The sequence below is a fragment of the Moorena sp. SIO3I6 genome, from assembly GCF_010672095.1.
In genome coordinates, this window is record NZ_JAAHHU010000090.1 from 1 (window position 1) to 26,603 (window position 26,603).

The 26,603-nt window shown below is 45.3% G+C and carries 22 protein-coding genes; 5 read left to right on the top strand and 17 right to left on the bottom strand.

Annotated elements, in window-relative coordinates; genetic code table 11:
- Nucleotides 1-333: 333 nt before the first annotated feature.
- From F6K49_RS22895 to mnmE, 3 genes are all read right to left on the bottom strand, one after another.
- Entirely contained in the window at nucleotides 334-1,080 is a 747-nt protein-coding gene (locus F6K49_RS22895; RefSeq protein WP_075898020.1) for a TauD/TfdA family dioxygenase, read from the bottom strand.
- A gap of 825 nt (nucleotides 1,081-1,905) precedes the next feature.
- Nucleotides 1,906-2,043, bottom strand: a complete 138-nt coding sequence (locus F6K49_RS22900) for a hypothetical protein (RefSeq protein ID WP_293024253.1) — start codon at nucleotides 2,041-2,043, stop codon at nucleotides 1,906-1,908.
- A gap of 37 nt (nucleotides 2,044-2,080) precedes the next feature.
- Nucleotides 2,081-3,460 (bottom strand): tRNA uridine-5-carboxymethylaminomethyl(34) synthesis GTPase MnmE, encoded by a 1,380-nt coding sequence (mnmE, locus tag F6K49_RS22905; RefSeq protein WP_293024256.1) that lies wholly within the window; start codon nucleotides 3,458-3,460, stop codon nucleotides 2,081-2,083.
- Nucleotides 3,461-3,956: 496 nt separating this feature from the next.
- Here mnmE and F6K49_RS22910 point away from each other — a divergent pair, with 496 nt between their 5' ends.
- The gene (locus F6K49_RS22910) at nucleotides 3,957-7,811 is read left to right on the top strand and encodes a CHAT domain-containing protein (protein ID WP_293024259.1); all 3,855 of its coding nucleotides are present in this window, start codon (nucleotides 3,957-3,959) and stop codon (nucleotides 7,809-7,811) included.
- Between the two features lie 299 nt (nucleotides 7,812-8,110).
- On the opposite strand, the gene F6K49_RS22915 is transcribed toward F6K49_RS22910, so the two are convergent.
- The 4 genes from F6K49_RS22915 to F6K49_RS22930 form a co-directional block, all read right to left on the bottom strand.
- Complete coding sequence (locus F6K49_RS22915) at nucleotides 8,111-9,652, bottom strand: NAD(P)/FAD-dependent oxidoreductase (protein ID WP_293100378.1); 1,542 nt, start codon at nucleotides 9,650-9,652, stop codon at nucleotides 8,111-8,113.
- Between the two features lie 301 nt (nucleotides 9,653-9,953).
- Complete coding sequence (locus tag F6K49_RS22920; RefSeq protein ID WP_293024265.1) at nucleotides 9,954-10,310, bottom strand: Spx/MgsR family RNA polymerase-binding regulatory protein; 357 nt, start codon at nucleotides 10,308-10,310, stop codon at nucleotides 9,954-9,956.
- A 216-nt stretch (nucleotides 10,311-10,526) separates the two neighbouring features.
- Nucleotides 10,527-11,762 carry an LL-diaminopimelate aminotransferase gene (locus F6K49_RS22925; RefSeq protein ID WP_293100381.1) on the bottom strand — a complete coding sequence of 412 codons (1,236 nt, stop codon included), beginning with the start codon at nucleotides 11,760-11,762 and terminating at the stop codon, nucleotides 10,527-10,529.
- 42 nt (nucleotides 11,763-11,804) lie between these two features.
- Nucleotides 11,805-11,984, bottom strand: coding sequence for a hypothetical protein (locus tag F6K49_RS22930; protein ID WP_293024271.1), 180 nt, complete (start codon nucleotides 11,982-11,984; stop codon nucleotides 11,805-11,807).
- A gap of 118 nt (nucleotides 11,985-12,102) precedes the next feature.
- Here F6K49_RS22930 and F6K49_RS22935 point away from each other — a divergent pair, with 118 nt between their 5' ends.
- Nucleotides 12,103-12,972 carry a class I SAM-dependent methyltransferase gene (locus F6K49_RS22935; protein ID WP_293100384.1) on the top strand — a complete coding sequence of 290 codons (870 nt, stop codon included), beginning with the start codon at nucleotides 12,103-12,105 and terminating at the stop codon, nucleotides 12,970-12,972.
- Nucleotides 12,973-12,988: 16 nt separating this feature from the next.
- On the top strand, nucleotides 12,989-13,489 hold the full coding sequence (locus tag F6K49_RS22940; RefSeq protein WP_293100387.1) for a GNAT family N-acetyltransferase: 501 nt from the start codon (nucleotides 12,989-12,991) through the stop codon (nucleotides 13,487-13,489).
- A gap of 243 nt (nucleotides 13,490-13,732) precedes the next feature.
- Here F6K49_RS22940 and F6K49_RS22945 read toward each other — a convergent pair whose 3' ends face one another.
- Both F6K49_RS22945 and F6K49_RS22950 read right to left on the bottom strand, forming a co-directional pair.
- Complete coding sequence (locus F6K49_RS22945; RefSeq protein WP_293024276.1) at nucleotides 13,733-14,308, bottom strand: Uma2 family endonuclease; 576 nt, start codon at nucleotides 14,306-14,308, stop codon at nucleotides 13,733-13,735.
- A 48-nt stretch (nucleotides 14,309-14,356) separates the two neighbouring features.
- Nucleotides 14,357-15,658 carry an RNA-guided endonuclease TnpB family protein gene (locus F6K49_RS22950; protein ID WP_293100390.1) on the bottom strand — a complete coding sequence of 434 codons (1,302 nt, stop codon included), beginning with the start codon at nucleotides 15,656-15,658 and terminating at the stop codon, nucleotides 14,357-14,359.
- A 538-nt stretch (nucleotides 15,659-16,196) separates the two neighbouring features.
- On the opposite strand from F6K49_RS22950, the gene F6K49_RS22955 reads away from it, so the two are divergent.
- Entirely contained in the window at nucleotides 16,197-16,433 is a 237-nt protein-coding gene (locus tag F6K49_RS22955) for a hypothetical protein (protein ID WP_293100393.1), read from the top strand.
- A 47-nt stretch (nucleotides 16,434-16,480) separates the two neighbouring features.
- Here F6K49_RS22955 and F6K49_RS22960 read toward each other — a convergent pair whose 3' ends face one another.
- The 5 genes from F6K49_RS22960 to F6K49_RS22980 all read right to left on the bottom strand — a co-directional run bounded on the left by F6K49_RS22960 (nucleotide 16,481) and on the right by F6K49_RS22980 (nucleotide 23,256).
- Nucleotides 16,481-16,987 (bottom strand): transglutaminase family protein, encoded by a 507-nt coding sequence (locus tag F6K49_RS22960; protein WP_366514216.1) that lies wholly within the window; start codon nucleotides 16,985-16,987, stop codon nucleotides 16,481-16,483.
- On the bottom strand, nucleotides 16,924-17,103 hold the full coding sequence (locus F6K49_RS22965; protein WP_293100396.1) for a hypothetical protein: 180 nt from the start codon (nucleotides 17,101-17,103) through the stop codon (nucleotides 16,924-16,926). Before F6K49_RS22965 ends, F6K49_RS22960 begins: the two co-directional genes overlap by 64 nt.
- Nucleotides 17,104-17,374: 271 nt before the next feature.
- Nucleotides 17,375-20,917, bottom strand: a complete 3,543-nt coding sequence (locus F6K49_RS22970) for a CHAT domain-containing protein (protein ID WP_293100399.1) — start codon at nucleotides 20,915-20,917, stop codon at nucleotides 17,375-17,377.
- Nucleotides 20,918-20,923: 6 nt separating this feature from the next.
- Nucleotides 20,924-22,015, bottom strand: coding sequence for a hypothetical protein (locus F6K49_RS22975; RefSeq protein WP_293100402.1), 1,092 nt, complete (start codon nucleotides 22,013-22,015; stop codon nucleotides 20,924-20,926).
- The gene (locus F6K49_RS22980) at nucleotides 22,015-23,256 is read right to left on the bottom strand and encodes a tetratricopeptide repeat protein (protein ID WP_293100406.1); all 1,242 of its coding nucleotides are present in this window, start codon (nucleotides 23,254-23,256) and stop codon (nucleotides 22,015-22,017) included. The genes F6K49_RS22975 and F6K49_RS22980 overlap by 1 nt, the downstream gene beginning before the upstream one ends.
- 340 nt (nucleotides 23,257-23,596) lie before the next feature.
- On the opposite strand from F6K49_RS22980, the gene F6K49_RS22985 reads away from it, so the two are divergent.
- Nucleotides 23,597-23,782 (top strand): hypothetical protein, encoded by a 186-nt coding sequence (locus F6K49_RS22985; protein ID WP_293100409.1) that lies wholly within the window; start codon nucleotides 23,597-23,599, stop codon nucleotides 23,780-23,782.
- Here F6K49_RS22985 and F6K49_RS22990 read toward each other — a convergent pair.
- From F6K49_RS22990 to F6K49_RS23005, 3 genes are all read right to left on the bottom strand, one after another.
- A complete protein-coding gene (locus F6K49_RS22990; RefSeq protein ID WP_293100412.1) occupies nucleotides 23,765-25,039 on the bottom strand; it encodes an alkaline phosphatase family protein in 1,275 nt (424 codons plus the stop codon). The two genes, F6K49_RS22985 and F6K49_RS22990, sit on opposite strands and share 18 nt — an antisense overlap.
- 1,100 nt (nucleotides 25,040-26,139) lie before the next feature.
- The gene (locus F6K49_RS23000) at nucleotides 26,140-26,304 is read right to left on the bottom strand and encodes a hypothetical protein (protein WP_293039855.1); all 165 of its coding nucleotides are present in this window, start codon (nucleotides 26,302-26,304) and stop codon (nucleotides 26,140-26,142) included.
- Nucleotides 26,305-26,348: 44 nt separating this feature from the next.
- A complete protein-coding gene (locus tag F6K49_RS23005; protein ID WP_293100415.1) occupies nucleotides 26,349-26,486 on the bottom strand; it encodes a hypothetical protein in 138 nt (45 codons plus the stop codon).
- Between the last annotated feature and the right edge of the window lie 117 nt (nucleotides 26,487-26,603).

A 26,603-nucleotide genomic window follows, 5' to 3' on the forward strand; every position in this document is an offset into this window, starting at 1 on the left:
TCGTAAGATTTTAATGACTAAATTTGGGCATTTTTCGGTAAATTTTAGTTTATTTCCCTATCCCCCTATCCCCCTATCCCCCTATCTCCAATAATCGTTAACTTACTAAAGTTTGAAACAGCCCTGCCTTCTTAAGGGGGGTTAGGGGGGATTCCTCTGGCCTTGCCCGTAGCGCTATACCTTTTAACTTGTGGCGATTCCTACTTACCCCCTCACCCATTTATCCTTTCAACAACTCACCAAATCAAGCGTGTAGGAATCACCAGGATGTCATTAGCCAGCTACATGAGTCAGCTACATGAGTCAGCTAACACTTAACTCTTAAGTTGACAGTTACCGTAAGAAGATGCGTTGTAGTTCTCGAGTGGGATCGCTATAGGTGGTTCTTGCATGTGCTATACATTTGTTGTCCCAAAGCAACAATGAGTATTGCTTCATCCGAATAGCCATGTGATTTTCCTCGTAATACGCTAGAAATCGGTCGGCAATTTCTCCCAAAAACGGCTCGGGAGTAAAGGGCTTTAGGTTTTCTGGATCGGGGCTGTAGTCACCGTATTTAATATAGTTACAAGAAAAGCGGAAAACAGGCTTCTTACCCTCAAATGACAGGATCGGATGAATTGCTCCCTTGGTGCGGTTGGCGTGGACTCCCCTCGTGGCACCAAAATGGTGTCGAGTCTCCATGAGTTTTTTCTTTTCTTCTTCCGTAAGAGTCTTCAGGAATCCTTCCACATAAGCCAACGTGGTCATCCCACCACCACAATCAGAAGGCTTTTTGCACCAAAGCACTAGATAGTTCGGTGGGGTTTGATAATCGCTGGCTTCCGTATGAGGAAGCAAACGCCTTTCACCTCTGGCATCGGAAAATTTGATCAATTCTGGTTCATATCTGACATAGAATATTGGTTTCCCATATTGCAGGATTAACTCACCACCTGTGACCAATTTTGAAAATTCGATCCAGTCAAAATTGGGATCTTCAGTTTCCACATAAATAAAGTGGTTTTGCTCCAGAAAGTTCTGATAATCAGTAATTGATTTATCAAATTTGGGCAAGTTACTTGCCTGATAAGTTAACATCCAAACTCCTTTTTTTTATAAGGCTGACAAAAATTCACTATAGGCGAAATAAATTCAATACTGGTTACTTGTTTACATTTTTTAAAAAAAATACACATAATAAAATTTTCAAAAAAATACTTAATAAGTAATTACAATGGATTCGTGATATATAAGGGTGTTTCTCAACCAGAGGTTTTGCCATTTATGTCACGGGGGACTTTCATCTGTTCCAAGTTTCCCTCTTAAGCTGCTGTGCATTTTATTGATGCCGTCGCTCATTAGGGAAACCGCCTGTTCCCTTGCTGCATCGCTTAAATTGCCTATTTTAAAATTATAAAAAAACCTTAAAACCCTGTCCCAATCTACTATCTACGCCAGCTAGCCAGTTAAGTGTGTAACAGATTATTAAGGGGGGCTATAGTCACAGTTAAGCTTTTAGCATTTAACAAAAGTTTGTAAATTCAGTCTCTAAGATACTTTTTGTTAAATAAAGGTTAAAGTTGGTTAAAGTTAAATAAAGCTTAAATTATTGTGTAGGGTGAGATAGGCGGCGAGTACTTGAAAAGCTCACCTGTAGCGAGAGCTGTCCGCCTTAAACCACGCATATTCAGTACTCGATATTTCTTAAGATTTACTTTATAAACAGTCTCTAAGTTGTAGAGCAATTCTTATTTGGGTGAGGTTTTTAGGGAGCTTCCGAGCTGGGAGCTTCCGAGCTGGTAAGAGGGAAGAGGTAAAAAATAGTGAATAATGGATAATTGCCTTTTGCTGATTACCCATTATTCACCTGTATCCTTTCCTAGCCCAGAAATAAGATAAGTAATCAAACAAACGGATCTTATATCATGTCAGGATAATTACCCTTAATAAAAACCTCCCCCATCTCCCCATATTCCCCTCCTGGTCGGGGTTAGGGGTGGGTTCCCATCTCCCCATATTCCCCTCCTGGTCGGGGTTAGGGGTGGGTTCCCATCTCCCCACACTTCCTATAATTATGGGTATTCAACCTAACTTAATATTACTTCCCAATACAGAAACGGCTGAAAATGCGGTCAAGCACTGATTCGGTTACTTCCTCTCCTGTAATTTCTCCCAAGGCTTGAATTGCTCCACGCAAATCTATGGTCCAAAAATCTAAGGGTAACTCTTTCGCAATAGTTTCTTGCACTTGCTCAAGAGACATTTTCGCCCTAGTCAACGCAGCAGCTTGTCGTTGGTTAATGGCTAAATCTAAATCAGCGGCTTGCAGGTTACCACGATTTACTGCCTCAAGAATTGCTTTCTCCAGAGCATCAATCCCTTGATTGTAGGCAGCAGCTGTCTTCACTACCTGCTCTATAGTATTAGGATAGCATAGGGTAGATTCAGTAGATTCACTGGCTAGGTCAGTTTTGTTAATCACTAGAATTACCGGACGTTCTTGCACCTGTTGGTAAATTTCCTGGTCTCCTGCACTCCAGCCAGTGGTTGCTTCAATCACCAGTAATACCAAGTCAGCCGCCATGGCTGCACTACGCGATCGCTCTACTCCAATCTTCTCCACTTGGTCAGCGGTTTCGCGAATTCCTGCTGTATCGAGTACCTGTACCGGGATTCCCCCTACCACTAACTGAGATTCCACCACATCCCGAGTGGTACCAGGAAGGTCAGTGACAATAGCGCGATCGCATCGACTCCAGGCATTCAATAAACTCGATTTTCCGACATTGGGTCGCCCAAGGATCACCACTTTTAAACCCGTGCGCAATAGTTCACCCTGATCCGCTGTGGCTAATAGTCGGGATACTTCTGTTAAGATATTGTTAAGTTGAGCTACAATTGCGCCTTGATCAAGGGGCGGTAAATCCTCCTCAAAATCAATTCGAGCCTCAATTTCTGCCAAAATATCCAGGCAAGTAGCTCTGGCTTCCCGAATGGGTGTGGCGAGCTTGCCCTGCAACCCAGCTAGGGCGGCTTGAACGGCTGCTGGGGAGCGAGACCCCACTAAGTCCGCAACACTTTCTGCCTGAGTCAAATCCAAGCGCCCATTTAAAAATGCCCGTAGGGTAAATTCTCCTGGCTGTGCTAATCTCGCTCCTTGTTCGAGGCACAATTGCAACACTTTTTGGACGGGCATGATCCCACCGTGGCAATGGAACTCTACCACATCTTCACGAGTGTAGGAACGGGGAGCTTGCATAATCAGCAGCAATGCCTCATCCACTAGCTGTTGGGTTTTGGGATGACGCACATAGCCGTAGAGAATCCGGTGACTCTCCCAAGCCTGACGCCCCGGTGCCTGGAATAAAGTACGGGCAATTGCGATCGCATCTCTTCCTGACAGTCGCACAATACCGATACTGCCTTGTTGGGGGACAACTGCTGTTGCGATCGCAGCAATGGTTTCACTCTGGAACATCTGAGATCAAATTCGGTTAACTTATGATCATATCTCTTTTAGTGGTCATAGGTAATGGGTCATGGGTAATTATAGAGGAGGGAACAGGGAACATAGAAGAGACAATAAGCAACAGGCAAGAAGCAAGAAGCAACAGGCAAAAACATTGCGTACCTTACTAGACTGAAATATATGAGTTTTTAAAACGATAATTTTTGGTAATTTTATAATAATTAATCCAGATTTTACATTATTTTGTTTACGGTTAAACTAGGATGGTTGTATTACCACTAGCTATAGGAGTTATTTTTATTTATTTTTTTTATAAAGATGAGCATTTTTATGTGAAGTTATTAACGATCATGAAATTCCATTTATCAAGATAATAATAAATTTAACTATATAAAAAAAGATTCGATGAACCTTGTTAAGTATTCAGCAATTTAAATTTAAAATTAAAACCGATTAAGATAACCGTATCAGAAAGATTTTACGAATAAGCCAGATGAAATTAGCTGTGAGTAGAATTAGTCAATCCCTGAGCGTTCTCTATGTGTTGGCAGGACCTCTTTGGGTTATACCGACAATAGCACAGCCGATTCAAGCCGATCACACCACTGACACGGAAGTTATCCAAGATGGTAATCGCTTTGATATTGACGGAGGTACTCGATCAGGTGATGGCTCTAATCTATTTCACAGCTTTCAGGAGTTTGGTTTAGACCAAGACCAAATTGTTAATTTTTTGTCTCAACCCGGTATAAAAAACATTCTCAATCGGGTTACAGGTGGCAACGCTTCAGTGATTAACGGTCTCATCCAAGTCACAGGGGGCAACCCCAACCTGTTTTTAATGAACCCAGCGGGGATAATTTTTGGTGCCGATGCCCAGCTGAACATCCCAGGAGCATTCACCGCTACCACCGCTACAGGTATTGGCTTTGGTGATAATAATTGGTTTAGTGCCTTTGGTAACAACGACTACTTTTCTTTAATTGGAACACCTAGTGTCTTTAGGTTCGAGACATTAGGTACACCAGGAGCCATTATCAATCAGGGCCAGCTAGAGGTGACACCAGGAAATAACCTAACCTTACTCGGTGGCACTGTGATCAGTACTGGAGAACTGGTAGCACAAGATGGAAAAATTACGGTAGCTGCTGTACCAGGGGAAAGTTTAGTGAAAATTAGCCAAGAGGGGCACTTGCTCAATTTGGAAATTCAGCCCCTACTAACTGACCAACAATCCTTGACGCCTGTGCAATTTCCTGAACTTTTAACTGGCGCTGATGTAGGTCATGCCACAGAATTCAAGGATAATGGTGATGGTACTGTAACGTTGCAGGATTCAGGCATCACTTTGGCCTCTGGAGATGTAGCGGCAAAGCAAGTAACGGCACAGACTGCAACCCTATCGGCCAAAAATAACCTGACTCTAGTAGAAAGCCAGCTGTCTACTACGGGAGACTTAAACCTACTGGCTCAGAATGAAGTGGTGGTAAGGGATACTGTTGAGAATCCCTTCAATGCTATAGCGGGAGGAGACCTCTACATTCAGGGGGATTTAGGTATTGATATTCTGGCACTGAATCATCCCAAGACACCTTTTCAGAGTGGCGGTAATCTCAGTTTAGTTAGTGATGGGATTATTTCCGGAGATGCTCACTTTGCCAGTGATGGTAGTTTCTCGATTCTGAATTTATCTAGTAAACCAGGTAATTTTCTGAGCTTATATGACCCGATTATTATCTCTAGAGGCGATGTCATCTTTGGGGATTATACAGGAGCTTCTCTGAAAGTAGAATCTACCGGAAGTATTCAGGGGGGAAATATAAAGATCACACAGCCAGATACCACTGGCTCGATTCCCACTTCCGATCCAGATTTTGATAATTTGACCCAAAGCCGCTCTCTGATTTTGCGAGCAGGTTTGAGTGAGGATCAATTGAGTAATCCAGTTAATTTTGATCCTAATCAATCAGTCACGGTAGAGGGCACAGAATTTTCTAATCTCGAACAGAATTCATCGGAAGGGAGTATCACTATTGGTAATATCGATACGAGTTCTGATCAGGGTGATGCTGGACCTGTAATCTTATCAGCTCAAGACGACATTATATTCCGTAATAATGATGGTTTGATTATTACCACGATTAGGACGACAGAAACAGGGGGTAGTAATTCTGGTGATGTAACCTTGGAAACTGCACAGGGAAGCATTCAGGTAAATGGTGAGACTCTCACAATTATTACCGAGGCATCAAACGGTGGAGATTCTGGTAATATAACCTTTAAGGTTCCAGATTCAAACAATGTTAACTTTGATAATATTGAGATCAACACACAAGCTCAGAGGGGTGGAAATGCTGGTGATATCATAGTCTTCGCTCCTGACATTACTAGCGAAGCTGATAGACAAGCAATACGAGAACAAATAGAATCTAACTCACGGTTAGATGCTATCAGAGGTACACCAGGAGAGATTACTTTTAATCCGGGAGACCCAACGGATGGTGGCACCGGTACACCACCGGATGATGGTGACACCGGTACAGATACACCAACCGATGGTGGCAGCGGTATCGATACACCAACCGATGGTGGCAGCGGTATCGATACACCAACCGATGGTGGCAGCGGTATCGATACACCAACCGATGGTGGCAGCGGTATCGATACACCAACCGATGGTGGCAGCGGTATCGATATACCAACCGATGGTGGCAGCGGTATCGATATACCAACCGATGGTGGCAGCGGTATCGATATACCAACCGATGGTGGCAGCGGTATCGATACACCAACCGATGGTGGCAGCGGTATCGATACACCAACCGATGGTGACACCGGTATCGATACACCAACCGATGGTGACACCGGTACAGATACACCACCAGATGATGTAACGGTTTTACTACCGGATGATCTAAAAGTTTCACAACAGGTAGACTCAAAAATCCCCACACCGGATAACTCATCAATAACACCGCCAGAGGTTCCACCATTGGTAGAGCAACCAATTACACTGGAGGCGACTGTTAAAAGTGACCTAGTCTATGGCATAGAAAAAGCCTTCACAGAAGAATATCAGGCATACTTTCTGCGACAGCTCAAGACCAAAATTTATACTCAGAATGATGTGCGCGATCGCATTCGTGAGCTTGAGCGGGAGACGGGTCTCAAGAGTGGGGTTATTTATGTCAGTTTTGTCAAAAACTCCCTGACATTACCAGGAACGCGATGCCAAACTCCAGCAATCCCAGCAGCCGAAATTGACCGACGATTTGGTTACCAAGCCTCTGATCTATCTTCAGAACCGGAAAAATGCTTACAAAAAACCGATGACCAGCTAGAACTGTTGCTGATCACAGCAGAGGGTAATCCAGTTCTGCGGCGAGTCTATAACGCAAATCGTGCTGAGGTCCTAGCTAAGATCAGGACTTTTCATCGAACACTGATAAATCCCCGAAGCTTTGATGATAAGGAGCATCTCAAACCAGCTCAGCAACTTTACCAATGGCTGATCGCACCGTTGGAGTCTGAGTTAAAAGCTAATAAGATCGACAGCCTGATATTTGCCATGGATCAGGGTTTGCGCTCCCTACCCCTGGCTGCTCTGCACGATCAAAAGAACTATCTAGTGGAAAATTATAGTGTCAGCCTGGTGCCTAGTCTTAGTTTGACCTATTCTCGGTTTACCAATGTTCAATCCTTCCGACTGCTGGCGATGGGAGCCTCCCAATTTTCTGATAAAGAGGATTTGCCTTGGGTAAAAGTCGAGTTACAAACAATTATCAACAAACTGTGGAAAGGTAACTATTTTCTCAACGAAAGCTTCACTCTGGAAAATTTAAAGGCTCAACGAAAAAAACGGAAATTTGGCATCATTCACTTAGCTACCCATGCTCAGTTTAATCAGGGAGCTCCTGAAAATTCTTATATTCAAATGTGGGACAAAAAACTGGGGCTCGATGAACTGGAAAATCTATTTTCTGAGCCATCGGTAGAGTTGTTGGTACTCAGCGCTTGCCAAACTGCTTTAGGCAATCGGGAAGCAGAGCTAGGTTTTGCTGGATCAGCGTTTCAGGCAGGGGTTGACTCCACTTTAGCAACCCTTTGGTCTGTCAGTGACCAAGGGGCTATGGGGCTGACTACTGAGTTTTACCGTCAGTTGAAAAAGACACCCAGTAAAACTGAAGCCTTGCGACAGGCACAGTTAGCAATGATTCGAGGCAATGTCCGGATTGAGAATGATCACTTATATATCTCTGGTAAGAGAATTGCGTTATCTTCACAATTGTCAGAATTTGGAAATCAAAGCTTTAGCCATCCCTACTTTTGGGCTGCTTTCCTGCTAGTTGGTGATCCGTGAACAGGGAGTAGGGAGTAGGGAGTAGGGAGTAGGGAGGTAGGTGTGGGGAAATGGGGAGATGGGGAGATGGGGAGATGGGGAGATGGGGAGATGGGGAGATCCTGACTCAGATGATAAAATACATCAAGACAATGAGAAAAAAAGTATTTAAAGATACTAAATTAATCTCAAACTAATTCTTCCCTCTCCTCCCTCTCCCCACACTACCCCCTCTCCCCACACTCTTCCCCCTGCTCCCTGCTCCCTGCTCCCTGTTCCCTTTAAACTCAAATACTATGTCCTAAACTATACTTCCCTTGCTATAACCCAATCGTTTTCAGCATTTCCAAATGCTTTGAAACCGGTACAAGGGTATTGGCAGTAATCATCCCGCTGGCGGCAACTGCTGGTAAACCAATACCGGGAAAGGTTGAGTCTCCACAGCACATTAGTCCAGGTAGGGGTGTGCCAGGACCAGGAAAGATGCCAACTCCTGCTCGAATTGCTGGACCGTAGGAACCTCGGTGGCGGCGCAGAAAGCGTTCGTGGGTGAGCGGTGTACCGACTAGAGTGACTTCACAACGGGAACGAATGTCTGGAATGATCCGCTCCAATCCTTTCCACATGATTTCTGCACGCACCTGCTTTTGTTGTGCATAGGCTTCACTGCTACGACTCATCCCCTGCCAGAGTTCATAGGGTTCGTTACCTGGAGTATAAACGTGAATCACGTGTTTTCCTGGTGGTGCTAGGGATGGGTCTAGAAGGGATGGAATCGATAGCACTACTATATTCTGGGGAGCGGTAACACCCTTTTCCCAGTCATTAACGATAATGTAGTGGCAGGCTAGGTCTTTTTCTAGTCCTTCAGCATCAATGCCTAAGTGCAGATGCATGAAGCTGTCACACTCAGGAGTGGCGTTTCTCTTGGCTCGATAGGATTTTGGTATTGCTGAATCTGGCAGTAGTTTGAGGGTATCCCATACTGAGATATTAGACACTACTGCTTTACGGGCTCGGATTTCTTTGCTGCCCCGCAGACGCACACCTACGGCACGGTTGTGCTCGACTATCACTTCCTCAACATGAGCATTAACTATCAACTGACCGCCATGTTTTTCTAATCCCCGCACTAGGGCATCAACTAAGGCACCACTACCACCAATGGGATAGTCTAGCACTACCCCTGGTCGATACCATTCCGCAAACATAAAGGCCATCTCTGCCGCAATGGTTCCATCCGCTGGTAGTCCAGATAATAGAAAACAAAGCAAATCGAGCCAATTACGGCTAAAGTTGTCTTTGAGAACACCGTCCATAATCTGGCTAAAGGGTCCTCTGAGCTTGATAGAATCCCCAGCATATCGTAGGAAAGAGGGGGCAAATCGGCTGAGGGTGACTACTGCGCCAAGATCAAAACGGATGGCAGCGAGGGGAATTGCGATCGCAGCCTTAGCTAGGGGTTCCATCACCCGCTGAAGCTCACGCCATTCGGTGACAGCATCATTACCACGAAGCCTGGCTAGAACCTCACAAAACTGATCCGCACCAACGGAGGTGTCAAAGTCCCCTTCAGGCAAACGGCAACCCCATGTATTGTAGGTTTCCCATGATAAATCCTCACCAATGGCATCTAGCAGTTGTCGCAGAGGATTGGAAGAAGGGCTATAAGACAAACCTGAGTAAAGAGAGGGACCGGAGTCAAACTTGAATCCATTGCGCTCAAAAGCGTGAGCAGCACCACCAGGGATTGAGTGGCTCTCGCAGACTGTAACGTTAAAACCGTAGCGAGCTAGAAGAGAGGCGCAGCATAAACCACCAATCCCACTGCCAATTACAACTATATCTGTTTCTTTACTCATTGAAATTTGGGCTCGATAGTTTGGTTTATTTTATAGTAGGGAGTAGGGAGTAGGGAGTAGGGAGTAGGGGTAAGAAAATTTACGGTTCTTCAGTATCTGTTATGGTAGGCTATCCCTTTTTATCGCTTTGATAGTTTGAGCATTTATTTTTTATGCTAAATCGAAACTGAAATCGCATTTCCAAATAGGGCGTTGGTACTGTTCTGGTCATCCGCTTTTCCCTGCTCCCTGCTCCCTGCTCCCTACTCCCTAAAACCCATAACACAATTACCTCAAGCAATTGATAATTGCTATAAAAATTCTATATTACCAATTTCTCTCGTATCGTTTCTTCATTGGCTCTAAACCCTACCAATACCGCTGTGCCATCCTTGACAAATAGGGGTCGTTTCAGGAGCATCGCATCTTTTGCAAATGCTTCAACCCACTGTTCATCGGTCCAAGTCTTTTTTTCTTCACCTATTTCACGATAGGATTTACCAGAGGTATTACGCATTGGTTTAGAGCCCAATGCTTCTACCCAGCTGCTAATCATCTCTGCAGTTGGTGGATGCTCTTTTGTGTTGATGAAATCATATTCAATACTGTTATCTTCGAGCCATTTCAATGCTTTTTTGCAAGTGCCGCAGTTGGGGATACCGTAGACTTTAATTGACATAATTTTTCTCCTTATTTTAAAAAAAGGGAATAGGGAGTAGGGAGTAGGGAGTAGGGAGTAGGGAGTAGGGAGTAGGGAATTTGCCGATTTTAATTTACCGACAACTGGGGCGAATTATAATTTTAAATAGGGTGTAGAGCGTAGGATATAGCAGATTAAATTTATTTAATTTATTACTAAATTCTACACCTGGTAACCCTACACCCTACCCTAAAACTACACTTTGAATTTATCGGTAATTCGCTGCATCGCTTCTTCTACATTTTCCCGACTATTAAATGCGGAAATGCGGAAATAACCTTCCCCGGCAGCACCAAATCCAGAACCAGGGGTTCCGACTACATTGGCAGTGTTGAGTAATTTATCAAAGAAGTCCCAACTGGATAGACCATTAGGTGTTTTGACCCAAACGTAAGGGGCATTTACGCCACCATATACTGTTAATCCAGCGGCTGTTAGTTGATCGCAAATAATTTTGGCATTTTCCAGATAGAAGTTAACTAGTGCTTTAACTTGCTCTTGGCCTTCTTCAGAATAAACGGCTTCAGCGCCCCGTTGTACAATATAGGAAACCCCATTAAATTTAGTACAATGGCGGCGGTTCCAAAGTGGCCACAGTTCTACATCTGAACCATCGGATGCTTTGGCTGTTAGGGTCTTTGGTACTACTGTTAATGCACAGCGGGTGCCGGTAAAGCCTGCATTCTTGGAAAAAGAGCGGAATTCAATGGCACAATCCCTTGCTCCCTCAATCTCGTAGATGGAGTGGGGTAGGTCTGGGTCAGTGATAAAGGCTTCGTAGGCTGCATCAAAGAAAATGACCGAGCCATTAGCTTTGGCATAGTCTACCCAGGTTTTGAGGTAGTCTTTGCTAGCGGTTGCTCCGGTAGGGTTATTGGGGAAGCACAGGTAAATTAAATCAACCTTCTGGGAGGGAATCTCAGCGGTGAAGTTGTTCTCGGCGGTAATCGGTAGATAAACTAAACCCTCATACTTACCGCTATCATCAGCATCCCCGGTATGACCAGCCATGACGTTGGTGTCTACATACACGGGATAAACTGGGTCAGTAACGGCAATCTTGTTATCGTTGCCAAAGATGTCGAGAATGTTGCCAGTGTCGCACTTGGAGCCATCGGAGATGAAAATTTCCCCAGGGTCAATCTCACACCCCCGACTTTCGAAATCGTGGCTAGCAATTTTTTCCCTTAACCAAGGGTAGCCTTGCTCTGGACCATAACCTTTGAAGGTGGCGCGATCGCCCATTTCTTCAACGGCTTTGATTATGGCGGTGCGGCAGGCGGCTGGTAGTGGTTCGGTAACATCACCAATCCCCAGCTTGATTAGCTTAGCATCGGGATTGGCTTCTGCGAAAGTATTGACCCGTCGCGCAATTTCGGGAAATAGGTAGCCAGCTTTGAGTTTGAGGTAGTTATCGTTAATGCTTGCCATAGTAGATTGGTATATACGCCCTCAACACAGCTTACACTTCTTTCAGAAGTCGGGAATAGGGAGTAGGGAGTAGGGAGTAGGGAATAGGGAATCGGGAATCGGGAATCGGGAATCGGAAAAAAAACAGCGTTGCTGAATAATGGAATGATTGGAAAAGTTTTTAGGTGCGCTTGACCCATTAAGAATTAAATTCGCCACGGATCGCACCTGTAGAATGGGCATCCTGCCCGTTCGAGATCTGGTCGAGTTGCGTAGGGTGCGTTAGGGACGGGCTCGCCCTGATTTTCTCGGTAGCCAGTTTTGGGAAATTCCGTCCCGTAACGCACCACTGATAGCTGATATGGAAATTCCGAAATTACTCAACACTGAAATCAGTGATGTAGCAGCAACATCCCTACTGACTTTGTATTGCCATGCCCTAGAAAGTCAGTCAAAAGACACAATTTTAGATGATCCATTAGCTGTTGAAATTACTGATAAATTAAACCCTGAATTATCCCAGTCAGATAACAAGTTTTATCAAAGCTTGGCTAAGGGCAAGGTAGAAAAAAAATTGGTGGTTCATATTGCTATGCGCGCCAAACGCTATGATGATTATGTCAGAAATTTCCTGGAGCGATCGCATCACGGAATTGTCGTTAATATTGGTTGTGGCTTGGATACTCGTTTCCACCGGATCGATAACGGTAAGGTGATATTCTATGACCTTGATTTACCAGAGGTGATAGCGGTTAAACGGAAACTGTTGCCAGAAACTGACCGCTATCGCTTTATTCCATCTTCGGTCTTGAATTATGAATGGATGGAAGCAATAACACAGTTGAACCCTGATTCATTACTCTTTCTGGCAGAAGGGGTGCTTATGTACCTTCAAGAAGACGAGGTAAAATCATTAGTGTTGAAACTGCAATCAACGTTTCCTGGCTGTGAACTTATTGCTGAATTTTTCAATGCTCTTTGGTTAAAGCCGCCCCTGCAAGGAATAATGAACAGAAAATTACAACGGGATTTGCATTTGGGAAACGATGCTACGTTCAAGTTTGGAATTCGAGATAGTAAAGACTTGGAGGGTTGGAATCCAGGTATTGAATTCCTGGATGATTGGTTTTATCTTGACGAACCAGAAAATAAACTTGGTTTGCTGAGAGTTTTGAAAGATATTCCATTTTTCAGGAAAATACAGTGGACTGCTCGCTATAAGTTAAATTGAAAGGGAATCGGGAATCGTGAGTCGGGAATCGGGAATCGGGATATCCGAGAAAAAAATGTTAATTCGTAACTACCAAGTATCAGATGCCAAAGCTGTTGTCGATGTCTACAAAAATGCTATCATGGAAATAGCTTCACAAGCGTATAATAGTAAACAAGTAGAGATTTGGTCATCCTATCCTAAGGATAACGACCAGTTTACGAAACGGCTGAGTATGGGAATAACACTTGTTGCAGTTGATGGCAATAAGATAGCGGCTTTTGGTCAATTACATCCCGCTAATCACATTGATTTACTGTTTACGGCAAAAGACTACTCTCGCCAGGGTTATGCTACAGCGATTTACCAACAATTAGAAGATGAAGCGTTAAGGCAAGGGGTTACTTGTCTCTATACTGAAGCTAGCAGAATTTCTAAGTATTTCTTTCTCAAACAGGGATTTACTATTATTGAACCGGAGACTGTATTCCTCAATGGGGTAGGGTTTGAACGGTTTAGGATGCAAAAGGTCATGTAAGCGGTCAGCGGTCAGCGGTCAGCGGTCAGCGGTCAGTGGTCAGTGGTCAGTGGTCAGTGGTCAGCTTATTTTATTCAAAAGCTGTTCGGTGTAGCTTGGCCTACAGCCAATGGCTGTTCGCGTAGCGTGCGCGTAGCGCATAAGCTGATAGCTTATAACTGATAACTGATAGCTGACGGCTGATAGCTGACGGCTGATAGCTAATAACTGATAGCTGATAGCTGATAGCTGATAGCTGATAGCTTACCCATTGATTACCTGTAAAGCGGTCAAGTTCAAATCACCGAAAGTCTGAGAAACAATCTGCTGATTCCCACTAAATTCTTGTTTTTGATAACTACCGTCTTTCAAGACTAGGACAGTTACTAATTGGTCTTGGGAGTCAATAATCCAATATTCAGGAATAGCCCTTTGTTGGTATTGTTTTACTTTATCACTGTAATCACGTTGGTAGTTTTCATCATTTTGGTTTCTGTAGGGGCTAACTACCTCCGCAACAAACTGTGGGGGCTCCATATCAAGGGTGATAGTTAGGCGTTTTTCCGTTTGGAGAAGATGTGCTTCCGTAAGCACTACCAAATCAGGATAGCGGTTTTGAGGATTTCCTGGAACTTGCAATTCGCAATCGTGTATCCTGATTAAACGAGGGTTAATGTGTTGGGCTAATTGATACATTAGCCACATCGCCCTCCAACTATTTGATTCACTCTCCGGTGGCAATTGTACTAACTCCCCATCAACCAGCTCATAACGGTTATCTGTGCCGTCATCATATTCCAGGTATTGGTCAAACGTGAGTTTGGAGGTGGTTTTAACCATCGTGCCATTCGCAGTTACTGACTTTAATCCTACAGTTTCTAGCGTGAACTACCCCGACTTACTTCTTTGTTCGCGAAGCGTGGCCAAAGGCCAAGTCGGGGCTTCCAGCTTCACGGAAGAATGCCTTAACTTGGACGGGCGTCCACGTCTTGGTCTTACTTCTTCTCCACTGGCGTTGACCTCCCCCGTCCCAGAGGAGGATAGCATTCTGATCCCTTCTGCTCTAATATTCTTTGCCGCATTACCATCTCTGTCGTGGTGAGTTCCACAACTTGGACAAGTCCAAGCCCTGACATCCAGTGGCAACTCCTTGATTCGGTAATGACAATTAGAGCAGGTTTTGGAACTAGGAAACCATCGGTTTATTTCAACTAATACCTTTCCTTCTTTTTCGCACTTATAAGACAGGAAGTTTACAAAGGTTCCCCAACCCATATCAGAAATTGCTTTAGCTAATTTATGGTTACGTTCGCGAAGCGTGCGCGTAGCGCACACCATGCCCTTGACATTTAGGTTCTCGACTACCACCACTTGGTTGTTGTCAACTATCTTTCTAGATAGTTTATGCAGATAGTCTTGGCGGACATTTCTAATCCGTTCGTATACCTTGGCTACAATCTTTATGGCCTTTTTGCGTCCATTGCTGCCTTTTTTCTTTCGGGCAGCGATACGCTGTTTTTTAGTCAGTTTCTTTTCGGACTTGGCTAAGTGCTTTGGATTCCCAAACTTGGAAGTCTTTTCGCCATCGTAGGTAATAGCAAAATCCTTAATACCCAAATCAATTCCGATAACATTTCCTTTTTTGGAAGGCTGCAAATCATCCGGCTCATATTCCATTAACACCGAAGCATAATATTTTCCAGATGGAGTCTTGCTAACGGTTACAGTTTTAATTTCTCCATCTAGTGGTCGATGGATTATTGCTTTGATAATGCCTAATCTTCCAGGGAACTTCAAGTAGTTGCCAACTTGTTTTACGTTCTGGGGATACTGAATTGATTGACGATGATGATATGATTTGAACCTAGGATATTCAGCCCTACCCTGGCCGTAGGCCACGCTGACGCGAACAAAGAAATTTTGATATGCACGACTAAGATTGAGACTCACGGATTGCAAAACCTGAGAGTAACAATCTTTTAGCCATTCAGTCTCTTTTTGTTTTTTGAGCTTTGGCAACATAGAGTTGAGTGCAGATTGTTTTAGCCCCTTGCCAGTTTCTTTGTAGGTTTCTATGCACTGATTCAAAGCATAGTTCCACCACCAACGAGCGCATCCAAAATGCTGAGCTAACACTTGAATTTGCTCTTGTGTGGGATAAATTCTAACTTTGACGGCTTTATGTTTCATTGCACTCAAACTTGTTGGAGATGAAACCTTAGAATAAAGAAGCCTTTATGGTTAGTCGGCTATGCATAAAAGGGTTAAATCTTTGTGATTAAGGCTTCTTTATTCTTACGGTAACTTCAAAATCGACCATGCTTACTATTATATGTATTTCACAGTAATGTGTCAAGGGATAAAAGAAATTTTCTGTCTCGCTATCCATCCTAGAGACGCGCACCTTAGTAGAGTGGAGCCTTAATCAAACAGTTTTAACCCTTTTTCCCATAGCCGACCAACCTTAAAGGCGACCCTCTACTTACGGTAACTTCAACACCCTGGAAGAGGGTGGGGAATTTCGCGAGTTTTGTTAAAGTTTTTTAGGGCGTTCCAGTACCGGCTCTTCAATAGCATCCCGTAGCCTGTCCAGGTTTCGGGTAAGCATTCAGGCGTGCGCTTAGTGCATTAGCTGATAGCTAATAGTGGATAGCTTAAGCTTTCGGAGTGGTAAAATACTGGACAGATTGCTTGTTTTGGATGTAGCGATCGCTTAGTTTATAATTCTGTGATCGCTCATTTTTTTTCTCTACCCACCCTAACCACGCTTACAACACTTACCATATTTACCACGCTTAAGGGAAGCCTATTGCTGGAACGCGCATCTTGCCTGTTCCCTGTTCCCTGTTCCCTAGCTTTACAGGTGGTGCGTTACGGGGCGGACTATCCCAACCCTGGTAGGAGGTTAAAAATCAGAAGCTTTCCGCCCCTAACACACCCTACGCAGCTAAATTCTAAATTCTAAATTCTAAATTCTAAATTCTAAATTCTAAATTCTAAATTCTTCATTCTTCATTCTTCATTCTTCATTCTTAATTCTTCCCATTCCTCCCACAAAACATCTGGCAGACTACCAAGCATTTCATCCCAAGTACTGCCAGCCTGTAATGCTTCAATAACTATAGGAAGTGGTTCAGAAAAAATGTTAGGAAAATCAGCTTCTCCAGGAAGTCGAATGCTGAAAGCTAATTGCTCCTTTGGGGGATTGAATTGAGCATCAATTCCCTCACGGTTTCCTCTGGTATCAATTCGATACCAACCGAATTCAGCTAAGTAAACGGCATTTAAACCATGCAAACTGTAAGGCTCACCATCGTCATTAATGCTTAATCGCTGATAACAAAAGCCTGCTGGAATTCCATTGGCTCGTAATAGGGCAGCTAGCAAATGGCTTTTTGCGTAACAATAACCGGTTTTATGCTTAAGTACATCAGAAGCACGACAGGTGACAGGATTCATTTTATAGTCAACGCTATGGTGAATGTGGTCTCGAACCCATTCAAAACAGGCTTTTGCGATCGGCGTTCGCGCAGCGTGGCCAAAGGCCTCAGCCGCGCCAAAGGCGATCGCAAAAGCCTGTTTGATGCTCTAGGGCAATTGTCCTCGCCAGTTCCAGAATTGTAGGATGTTGCCAATCGATGATTGCACTGGTTTGTAGATAGTCTTGTGTATTCTCCATGTTAAAACGGGAGTCGGGAGTCGGGAGTCGGGAATCGGGAGTCGGGAGTCGGGAGTGAAAAAAATAGCAATTAAAGTAGGGTGGGCAAACTAATATAATCTAGAATACTCAAAAGAACCAAACGGTTTTTGCCCACCCTACAAGCTGTTCCCTGTTCCCTGTTCCCTGTTCCCTATTCCCTATCTCCCCATCTCCCCATCTCCCCATCTCCCTATCTCCCTATCTCCCTATCTCCCCACACCCCCCATCGGTCTCCAATTCCCCGAAACAATGAAACTCGCCCAATAATAAGGATGCTCATACCTCTCGTCTTTCAACATGTCCAGTTGAGTCTCCCGCAGAGCCTCGGTGCGCCCCATGTTCTGGTCTAGCAAGCGCTGATAGTAAGCCAGCATCAGCTCTTTGGTGGCTTTATCCTCTACCTTGCGCAAACTGATCAGCTGAGTTTGTGAACCAGCAATCACAAAAGCCCGACGCAAGCCATAGATGCCCTCTCCTGAACTAATCCGTCCGGAACCGGTATCGCAAGCCGATAAGACTACCAACTCCGTGCCAGACAAGTTAAGTCCTACCGCTTCCAAGGCAGTAAGTACTCCATTCTCTGCACCAGTTCGCTTCTGCTTAAACCCTGCTAGCACTAGTCCAGACAACAGCATGGGATTGTCATAGAGTGTGGGCAGTTCTTGATTGGGAGCATTCTCAAAGAAACCATGGGTAGCAATATGCAGTATCCTGGGACTATTGACTCGTTTGACCGCTGACTCTGTGGCCTTAGCCCCCAGTAAAGGGTCTACTCCCAGCTTGTTAGCAATTTCTTTTACTTCCTCAGCGGTGCCTGGTAATGGTGAAAAGTCCAGCTTTGATAGGTCAATGGAACGGGTAAGGTGGGCACTGGGGAGGTTGCGATGATTTTGATTAGCAATCAATTCAGGAGCAGAACGGTCAAAGTCAGGATTGCCCAACAACACCGGAGGAGTTTTACTGGCAGATTCCTGGGATAATCTCAGTAAGTCCCTGCCAGAGGTAAGGTAAGTAAAGCGATAGTTTTCCACCAGATACCGCTGCTGCTGATCCACCAGGGCTTCAAAGGGAATCAAGTTGAGCTCTCCCTCCGGGGAAAGTAAGATATGTCGAGTAGACCCTAACAGTTGGCGCACAGGCTCCATCAACTTCTGATCCACTTGCCGTGCGGCTTGCTTCAACTGAGCGGTGGATGTGTCTTTGTCTTGGAGAGAGAGCCGAAACAGCTCCAGGTCTGGTTCAATCAACTCAACCTCCCCTAAGTCAATCCCTTGGGGGTCTCCTTGGGAATGAAGCACGTAGGCGGCGTAGCGAGGGAGACCAAAACGTTGATCTTTTTTCGCTTTAGGATTATAAGGTCGATACTTGACCAATTCCACTAGGGCCGTATTAGCTGGAATCAGCTTTTGAATGGCTTCGATAGTCACAGGTTGGTTAGCTGTGCGAAAGTCAGGGCTGCGACGGCTAATTTGATCCTCTAATTGGTTGGCTTGTTCAGAGAGAAACTTAACCCTCTCTTGATAATATTTAAGAGGTAGATTTGCCGGTCGATTGTAGGTCAGATTGGCTAGTTGAGTGCGGGTAGCGTTGAGGTCATCCAGCAACCTCTGGCTTTTAGGGTCTAACTGTTGACCCAGGATTTGCTGGCTGTTGGTGATGAAATCGAGAACGCGACCTTTTCGCCGCAGGACGGTAGTCAAGGCCAGACGCGCTGCTCTGGAATTGTTGGGAGCTGCGTTGAGGTGCAGAGAAATGACTGCGTCTGTCCTACTAGAGATAGTATCAAGGTACTTTCGCTTTTGAGACTCAGAACCAGCAACCAAATTGGAGTGGAGGTTCCGTTCTTGTACCTCAAATCCTTGCTCCAACAGCTCAAGGGCAGAGGTGAACTTACCTTGAATGTAATACAGTACCCCCAGGTTGTTGAGGCTGATGGCCACATGTGGGTGGTCTGGTCCTAGCCGCCGTTTGATAAGCTCATAAGATTGCTGGTAGAGGGTTTCCGCCTCTTGGTACCTGCCCTGGCTAGAGTATAGGAAAGCCAGGTTGTTGAGGCTTAATGCAACATGGGGGTGTTCATCTCCTAGCAAGCGTTTCCTAAGGTCTAAGGCTTGCTGGTATAGGGGTTCGGCCTCTTGGTACCTGCCCTGGCTAGAGTATAGGAAAGCCAGGTTGTTGAGGCTGGTGGCCACATCGGGGTGTTCATCTCCTAGCAAGCGTTTCCTAAGGTCTAAGGCTTGCTGGTATAGGGGTTCGGCCTCTTGGTACCTGCCCTGGGTCTCGTACAGTTCTGCCAGGTGGTTGAGGCTGGTGGCCACATCGGGGTGTTCATCTCCTAGCAAGCGTTTCCTAAGGTCTAAGGCTTGCTGGTATAGGGTTTCCGCCTCTTGGTACCTGCCCTGGCTAGAGTACAGTAAAGCCAGGTTGTTGAGGCTGGTGGCCACATCGGGGTGTTGCTCTCCTAGCAAGCGTTTCCTAAGGTCTAAGGCTTGCTGGTATAGGGGTTCGGCCTCTTGGTACCTGCCCTGGCGAGAGTACAGTCCTGCCAGGCTGTTGAGGCTGGTGGCCACATGGGGGTGTTGCTCTCCTAGCAAGCGTTTCCTAAGGTCTAAGGATTGCTGCAAGAGGGGTTCAGCCTCTTGGTACCTGCCCTGGCGAGAGTACAGTCCCGCCAGGTTGTTGAGGCTGGAGGCCACATGGGGGTGTTGCTCTCCTAGCAAGCGTTTCCTAAGGTCTAAGGCTTGCTGCAAGAGGGGTTCAGCCTCTTGGTACCTGCCCTGGCTAAAGTACAGTCCTGCCAGGCTGTTGAGGCTGGTGGCCACAGAAGGGTGTTCCTTTCCTAGCAAGCGTTTCCTAAGGTCTAAGGCTTGCTGGTATAGGGGTTCGGCCTCTTGGTACCTGCCCTGGCTAGAGTACAGTGCCGCCAGGTGGTTGAGGCTGGAGGCCACAGAAGGGTGTTCCTCTCCTAGCAAGCGTTTCCTAAGGTCTAAGGCTTGCTGGTAGAGGGGTTCGGCCTCTTGGTACCTGCCCTGGCTAGAGTACAGTCCCGCCAGGTGGTTGAGGCTGGTAGCCACATCAGGGTGTTGCTCTCCTAGCAAGCGTTTGTTAAGGTCTAAGGCTTGCTGGTAGAGGGGTTCGGCCTCTTGGTACCTGCCCTGGCTAGAGTACAGTTCTGCCAGGTTGTTGAGGCTGGAGGCCACAGAAGGGTGTTGCTCTCCTAGCAAGCGTTTCCTAAGGTCTAAGGATTGCTGGTAGAGGGGTTCGGCCTCTTGGTACCTGCCCTGGCGAGAGTACAGGACAGCCAGGTTGTTGAGGCTGGTAGCCACATCAGGGTGTTCCTCTCCTAGCAAGCGTTTCCTAAGGTCTAAGGATTGCTGGTATAGGGGTTCGGCCTCTTGGTACCTGCCCTGGCGAGAGTACAGTTGCGCCAGGTTGTTGAGGCTGGTAGCCACATCAGGGTGTTCCTCTCCTAGGACTTGTTGCCGAATCCCTAATGCTCTTTCTGCTAGGGGGATAGCTTCTGAGTACTTTCCTTGTTGGTAAAGCTCCCACCCTTGCTGAGTAAGTCGAGACGCTTCTGCTAGTTTTCTTTCAATTACAGATTCGGTTAGCTCAGTTGATGGTGAGCTTTCTTGAGCTTGGGCTATACCCGTCTGTCCCCATGGTGGCACGGGAACTGCTCTGATCCCGATCACACCGACTAGGGTAGCGGCGATCAGCCCTGGCTTGATTAAGATTTTTGCCTTCATCAACGATTAGCCCCCTAAAATCTTAACCATTTTTTGTTCCAGTTGACCTGCCCTGACTTGATCTCCCAAGGTTTGATAAACCTCTTTCCCTTGCTCTAGCCACGCGATCGCTTCATTCTTCTGACCGATAATCCCACTGGTAACTGCCAGCCCTCCAAGCACTTGAGCTTGAGTGTCTAAATCTCCTGCTGTCTTGGCCAGTTCTAGGGCTTGCCGGTAACCCTCCCTAGCTAGACGATTTAATCCCACTTGTTGGTAAATCTCCCCCAGAAGTTGATAAACCCGAAGCGACTCAGGTTGATCAGCCAAAGCTGTTTCCAGCAGGTCAATGGCTTCAGGATTTAAGTCATTGCTGCGGTACAAATGAGCCAAAGCTAGTGCTTCTGCTGGCTTACTCAACTGCTTTTGCTTAATTTGCTCTGCTGCTGCTGATACCTCCTGGGCTTTTTCCTGATCGAGGATGGTAAACCCGAAACTCCCTTCCTGTTTAGAACTTTTGCCTTGGTCAGTCTTGACAATCAGCCAATAACGAGCACCTGGTTGTAGGGACTGCTTGCCTGAGTAAACTATCTCCGTTGCACTGGTTTCCTGAGTCCACTTCACCCCTGGACCTATCACCCTCACCTGGTAAGTGCTCGCGCCCTCAACCTCATGCCAGCCCAAGAGCGGTTGCTGATTAAGCACAGAACTATCCCGAGGTCTAAGAATATAAGGAATGTCTGGATTATTGGCTGCTCTTTCAATCACTGTATCCTTGTCGGATTGAGATAGCTTTGGTTTTGAGGTAGGAGGACAGCCTTCAGATACGATATAGTCTCTGCCACCCTCCGGTTCCCACGGCATTAAGTTCTGGCACAGGACTTTAGCAAAGGTATTGCTGCCCAGTAAGAGGTGATCCTTAGCCGCCAATGGCGCACCAATAAAGGCTGGCTGATAATCCTGCCAAGTGGAACGCTTCATTTTCACCTGACCTTGAGGACGAAGGGCCACAACTAGATTTAAACCATTTCCAATCGGACGAGCTGGTCTAGCTAAGCTCACTACCAAGCTCAGCCCCAGGATCAAGCCAATCAAGAGTTTCCATTTTTTCCATTGCATTAGAGTTTACCTGCCTTCTTTAACGCTTTGTAAGCTAAAACTAACCATTTCGGTTGATCGGGATTATCAATTGAACCTAGCTGAGAACACTTTTGCCATTGTTCAAGGGCTTCGCCATTGCGCGTTTGCTGTTCATAGACCTGAGCCAACAAACAGTGGGCTGAAGCGCGAGTTGTGATTTGTTCCAATCCCTCTGGTGTAGTGGCTAAAGCGATCGCTCCGGTTAGAATGGACTCTGCTTGGTCTAGTTGCTGCTGTTGTAACAATGCCCAACCGAAATTTTTCATCAAGTTGTATCTGATTCTCAAGGGCTGATTTTCCATCTCCTGTAAACTCTTCCAAAGCAGAGGCGTAGCCAATTCTGGTTTTTTCTCCAATATCCACAAGCGAGCCAAATTGTTCTGGGCTCTAATCAAATTCCCCTTAACAGCAAATTGATATTGACTCTTGGCTTTATCGAACTTTTGCAGGTCTTCGTAGAGGGACCCTAAATTATAGTGAGCGTTGGCATTGTCTGGATCGAGAGCCAAAGCCTGAAGATAGTCAGCTTCAGCACCAGCCAATTGCCCCTGATTATATTTCTTGACTCCCTGGCGATTGTACCAATCGGAAAAAGCTGGCTTGTTCGAGGATAATAGGACTATAATCGCAGACACGAATAATGTGAAAGCTAACTTGGCTTCTTGATGGTAAGGCTTGGGAATACGCAGCCTGTTGAGTAATTTTTCAAACCCTTCTTTTCCGGCCTGGGTCAGTTCGCTTCTGGCTTGCAATAGGGTTAAAATACTCGGAAACGCCACCACTGCTACTCCTGGAACTCCGGTCCCGGCACTCAGAAATCGGGGCACAATATCCACCAACAAGCTCAGATTCACTGTCCAACTGAACACCGTCAGCCCTCTCCACAACCAATCCCAGCGGTCCCAGAGATGGGGTGGTGCTTCTGTTTCCAATCGCCACCACCACGCAGCGGCTTGAGGCTGAAAACTGTTTCGGTATTCAGCTAAGTCCATGACTTTGGTAATCTGCCCTGCTTTGCTCTTAAGCTCACGGTCCAACTCAATCAGTCGCTGTTGATCAGTTGTAGATACGTGATTACACTGACTCCAAACGGCCTGCACAGCATCCCTGGCATTGAAAATCTCTAGCACTTCCTTTACTTGAGGAGATTGAGACTCTTTTAGGTTAGAGAGTGCTTCTTGATAGCAATTAAGGGCAGTTTCTAGCTCAGAAGTAGTCATCTATAATTTGACGACTCAATAGCACAGTACAGAAGATTCTTTTGTAGTTTAGATCTTTTTTTATCTATTTGGAGCAATTAGGAAAAAACTCTTGCGTAACTCATAACTAGTAAAAACGCTATATCTCTTAGGGAATATGCCGTAAGGAGTAGACCCTAGGGAGTAGTGGTTCAGTTATCAGAAAAAAATAGCAATTAAAGTAGGGTGGGCAAAGTCATCTAATCATTAATACTCATTTGAAGCAAACGGTTTTTGCCCACCCTACAAGCTTCAAAGGAGTAGGGAAAAAAAATAGCAATTAAAGTAGGGTGGGCAAAGTCATCTAATCATTAATACTCATTTGAAGCAAACGGTTTTTGCCCACCCTACAAGCTACGCGAACAACCAACCAACCTTCAACCTTCCCAAACCTTGGCCAAAAGGCCACGCTACGCGAACAACCTTCAACCTTCCCAAACCTTGGCCAAAAGGCCACGCTACGCGAACAACCTTCAACCTTCTTAACCCTTCAAAAATCAATCGCTAACAAAATCGTTTCCATCTCTTCCCGTGACAATCCCCCATGAGCGCCCAACTTGTGTTGTTCAAAACGGTCTTCTTCATACCACCAAACCGTTTCATATTTATGGGGTAAAATCACTAAATTACCTAACCGATTAAGCAATAATGGGGAGAGTTCACCTATACCGAAATACCCTTGTTCAATTAATGTCGTGGTGCGGTACACTGTTGCTCGATCTGCCAACTGCTCCGTCAGCAAATCATAGACTTTATCCAAATGGTCGTCCTGAATGTACAACACCATATCCCGACATGACCCCCCTGGCACCAACAGTTTACCTTGGGCATTCCTTTTAATAAACTGTTCAATAGAAGGGCTAAGCTGATTCAAATAAATAGTAGTCTCTGGTGAAACTTCTATTTGTCCATGATCCGCCGTAATTAGTAATAATGTATTCTTCAGCTTACCAGCTACGGTTTGATATAAAAGTCGCTCCATGGTTAGCAAAAGCGTGCTAACTTCAGCCTGGAACTGGAGGGAGCCAGGACCGTATTTATGAGCCATCCCATCAATAGTATCCAAATACAGAAAAAAGTAGCTCTTATCGGATTCAGCGATCGCTGCTTCAGTCAGGTTAACTAATGCTTCAGGAATAGTTTTGTAGGAAACAGTAGTTGCCCCATCACACACCGCTCGTGAAAAAGGAGAGTAAGCATAATTGTAGTGTTGAAAACAATAAGATTGCACACCATACTGTTGCAATTTTTGATAGAGAGTTTGGGTAGGGAAAAGGCTTTGCTCAGAAATACCAGTTGTGTGTAAGGTTCCCCGTTGCTTATCACCCGCAAACGAAAACATCAAGGGAGCAATAATATCATCCAACAGCGGCTCATAGTAAAACCAATGGAAGACACCACTCTCACCAACCGGAAGCCCTGAATGAATAGTACTCACATGAGCAGCAGTTGTCGAGGGAAACTGGGTAGTCAATTTAGAAGCCACACCTTCTACTACAAACCGCTTCAAAAATTCCGATTGTTCAACATAGTCCTCAAAAAAACGCCACCCGAAAGCATCAACAAAAATCAGAATAACCTTATCATAGCGGTCCGGTAATTCTCCTAATACACTCCTAGGTAAACCCATGTTTCCTTGACCGGTGAGCAGATGATAGATCATCTGGGGAATCTGGGAGAAACAATAGGAGTCATAAAGGGGCTTACCAATGTGGTCATTTATTCTAGCGTTTTCAATAGCTTTTAAGGATTGAGAGTTAATCATAGATAGCAAAGGGAGTAGGGAGTAGGGAGTAGGGAGTAGGGTGTAGGGTGTAGGGAGTAGGGTGTAGGGTGTAGGGAATCGGGGAAAATACTGTTTAGTTCATTACTATATGGAAACGCTATTCTATAGGATTTGTTAATCGATAATTTAACCTCCTGCTAATTTAGCATAGCACAACTAAAAATGCAACTTAAGTTTAATAGTTTCACTATTTACTATCCCCTATGCTACTCATAATAAAAAGCGATGCTCTGACAGAAACGATACGCGATCGCTTCCTAGGGTTGATCATACTTATGATATAGCGTTTATTGGATGTATGAGGTACACTTATCAACCTCAAAGTCCCCCTTATTAAGGGGGATTTAGGGGGATCTCTTTCTCAAAGTACCCCTTATTAAGGGAGATTTAGGGGAATCTCTTTCTCAAAGTACCCCTTTTCACTAGGAATTTAGTGGGTTCTTTTTGTCCCTCATAGTAAAAATAATTATTATATCCAGTAAATTTATTATCCCGACTCCCAATTCCCAAAATTTACTACTCATAAAAAAACAGATTGCTGATGGGATGCGATCGCTTTATTTAAATTATCCCTCAACAAAATAAATTTTTCAAAACCCTTGACAATTTTATTTATAATCATTACGATTATAAATGTAAACATTAAGCAAAAGGTTCACCTTATGCCTTCACAATTACCGCCTAATTCAGACAATACTCCTGAAGAGTCTTCTCCAAAAAAAATCCCTGTTCAGCACATTTTAAAGGGGTCCCGCAAGGCCATACTTAATACGATGCATACCCTGTATGTACTCCGTTACACGGAAATTTCCGACTGGACTCCTCTTCAGCCGACGGGCATTCCGGGAGAGTTCATCACAATTACCGTCAAGTACTTGATTATCCCGTAAAACCTTAAATTCCTGGGGGGCTTTCCCCCCGGCTAACCCATCGGGTCTAATCAGATAGGATCACGTCTGGATAGGTGAAAAAACTGAATGACATAAGGTAACTTCCTAGCCGTGGATAGTATTTCTGCGGCTATTTTTTTGGGGTTAGCAGGTTGAAGGTTATTGTGTTGAAGGTTATTGTGTTGAAGGTTATTGTGTTGAAGGTTGAAGGTTAGGAGGTTGAAGGTTAGGAGGTTGAAGGTTGTTCGCGTAGCGTGGCCTTTTGGCCAAGGTTGAAGGTTGTTCGCGTAGCGTGGCCTTTTGGCCAAGGTTAGGAGGTTGAAGGTTGTTCGCGTAGCGTGGCCTTTTGGCCAAGGTTGAAGGTTAGGAGGTTATGAGGTTGAAAGTAATGCCTTATTTCAATTAGGTATAAGAATGCTGGGATTGGTGAGATTGTTTAATGCGATCGCGTAGCGTGGCCGAAAGGCCATCGCTTCCCACACTCCCATCTCCCCATCTCCCCATCTCCCCATCTCCCCATCTCCCCATCTCCCCATCTCCCCCTCTCCCCATCTCCCCATCTCCCCATCTCCCGACTCCCTACTCCCGATTCCCGACTCCCACCCCTCTAGCTAACGTAAACCCTTCAGCACTTCCTAAAGATACTTGGTTAG

Excerpts from the sequence above, each read along its gene's own strand:
- F6K49_RS22895 (WP_075898020.1), bottom strand. The coding sequence starts at position 1,080 with ATGTTAACTTATCAGGCAAGTAACTTGCCCAAATTTGATAAATCAATT.
- mnmE (WP_293024256.1), bottom strand. The coding sequence starts at position 3,460 with ATGTTCCAGAGTGAAACCATTGCTGCGATCGCAACAGCAGTTGTCCCC.
- F6K49_RS22915 (WP_293100378.1), bottom strand. The coding sequence starts at position 9,652 with ATGAGTAAAGAAACAGATATAGTTGTAATTGGCAGTGGGATTGGTGGT.
- F6K49_RS22920 (WP_293024265.1), bottom strand. The coding sequence starts at position 10,310 with ATGTCAATTAAAGTCTACGGTATCCCCAACTGCGGCACTTGCAAAAAA.
- F6K49_RS22925 (WP_293100381.1), bottom strand. The coding sequence starts at position 11,762 with ATGGCAAGCATTAACGATAACTACCTCAAACTCAAAGCTGGCTACCTA.
- F6K49_RS22930 (WP_293024271.1), bottom strand. The coding sequence starts at position 11,984 with ATGCCCATTCTACAGGTGCGATCCGTGGCGAATTTAATTCTTAATGGG.
- F6K49_RS22935 (WP_293100384.1), top strand. The coding sequence starts at position 12,103 with ATGGAAATTCCGAAATTACTCAACACTGAAATCAGTGATGTAGCAGCA.
- F6K49_RS22945 (WP_293024276.1), bottom strand. The coding sequence starts at position 14,308 with ATGGTTAAAACCACCTCCAAACTCACGTTTGACCAATACCTGGAATAT.
- F6K49_RS22950 (WP_293100390.1), bottom strand. The coding sequence starts at position 15,658 with ATGAAACATAAAGCCGTCAAAGTTAGAATTTATCCCACACAAGAGCAA.
- F6K49_RS22970 (WP_293100399.1), bottom strand. The coding sequence starts at position 20,917 with ATGAAGGCAAAAATCTTAATCAAGCCAGGGCTGATCGCCGCTACCCTA.
- F6K49_RS22975 (WP_293100402.1), bottom strand. The coding sequence starts at position 22,015 with ATGCAATGGAAAAAATGGAAACTCTTGATTGGCTTGATCCTGGGGCTG.
- F6K49_RS22980 (WP_293100406.1), bottom strand. The coding sequence starts at position 23,256 with ATGACTACTTCTGAGCTAGAAACTGCCCTTAATTGCTATCAAGAAGCA.
- F6K49_RS22990 (WP_293100412.1), bottom strand. The coding sequence starts at position 25,039 with ATGATTAACTCTCAATCCTTAAAAGCTATTGAAAACGCTAGAATAAAT.
- F6K49_RS23005 (WP_293100415.1), bottom strand. The coding sequence starts at position 26,486 with ATGGGGAGATGGGGAGATGGGGAGATGGGGAGATGGGGAGATGGGGAG.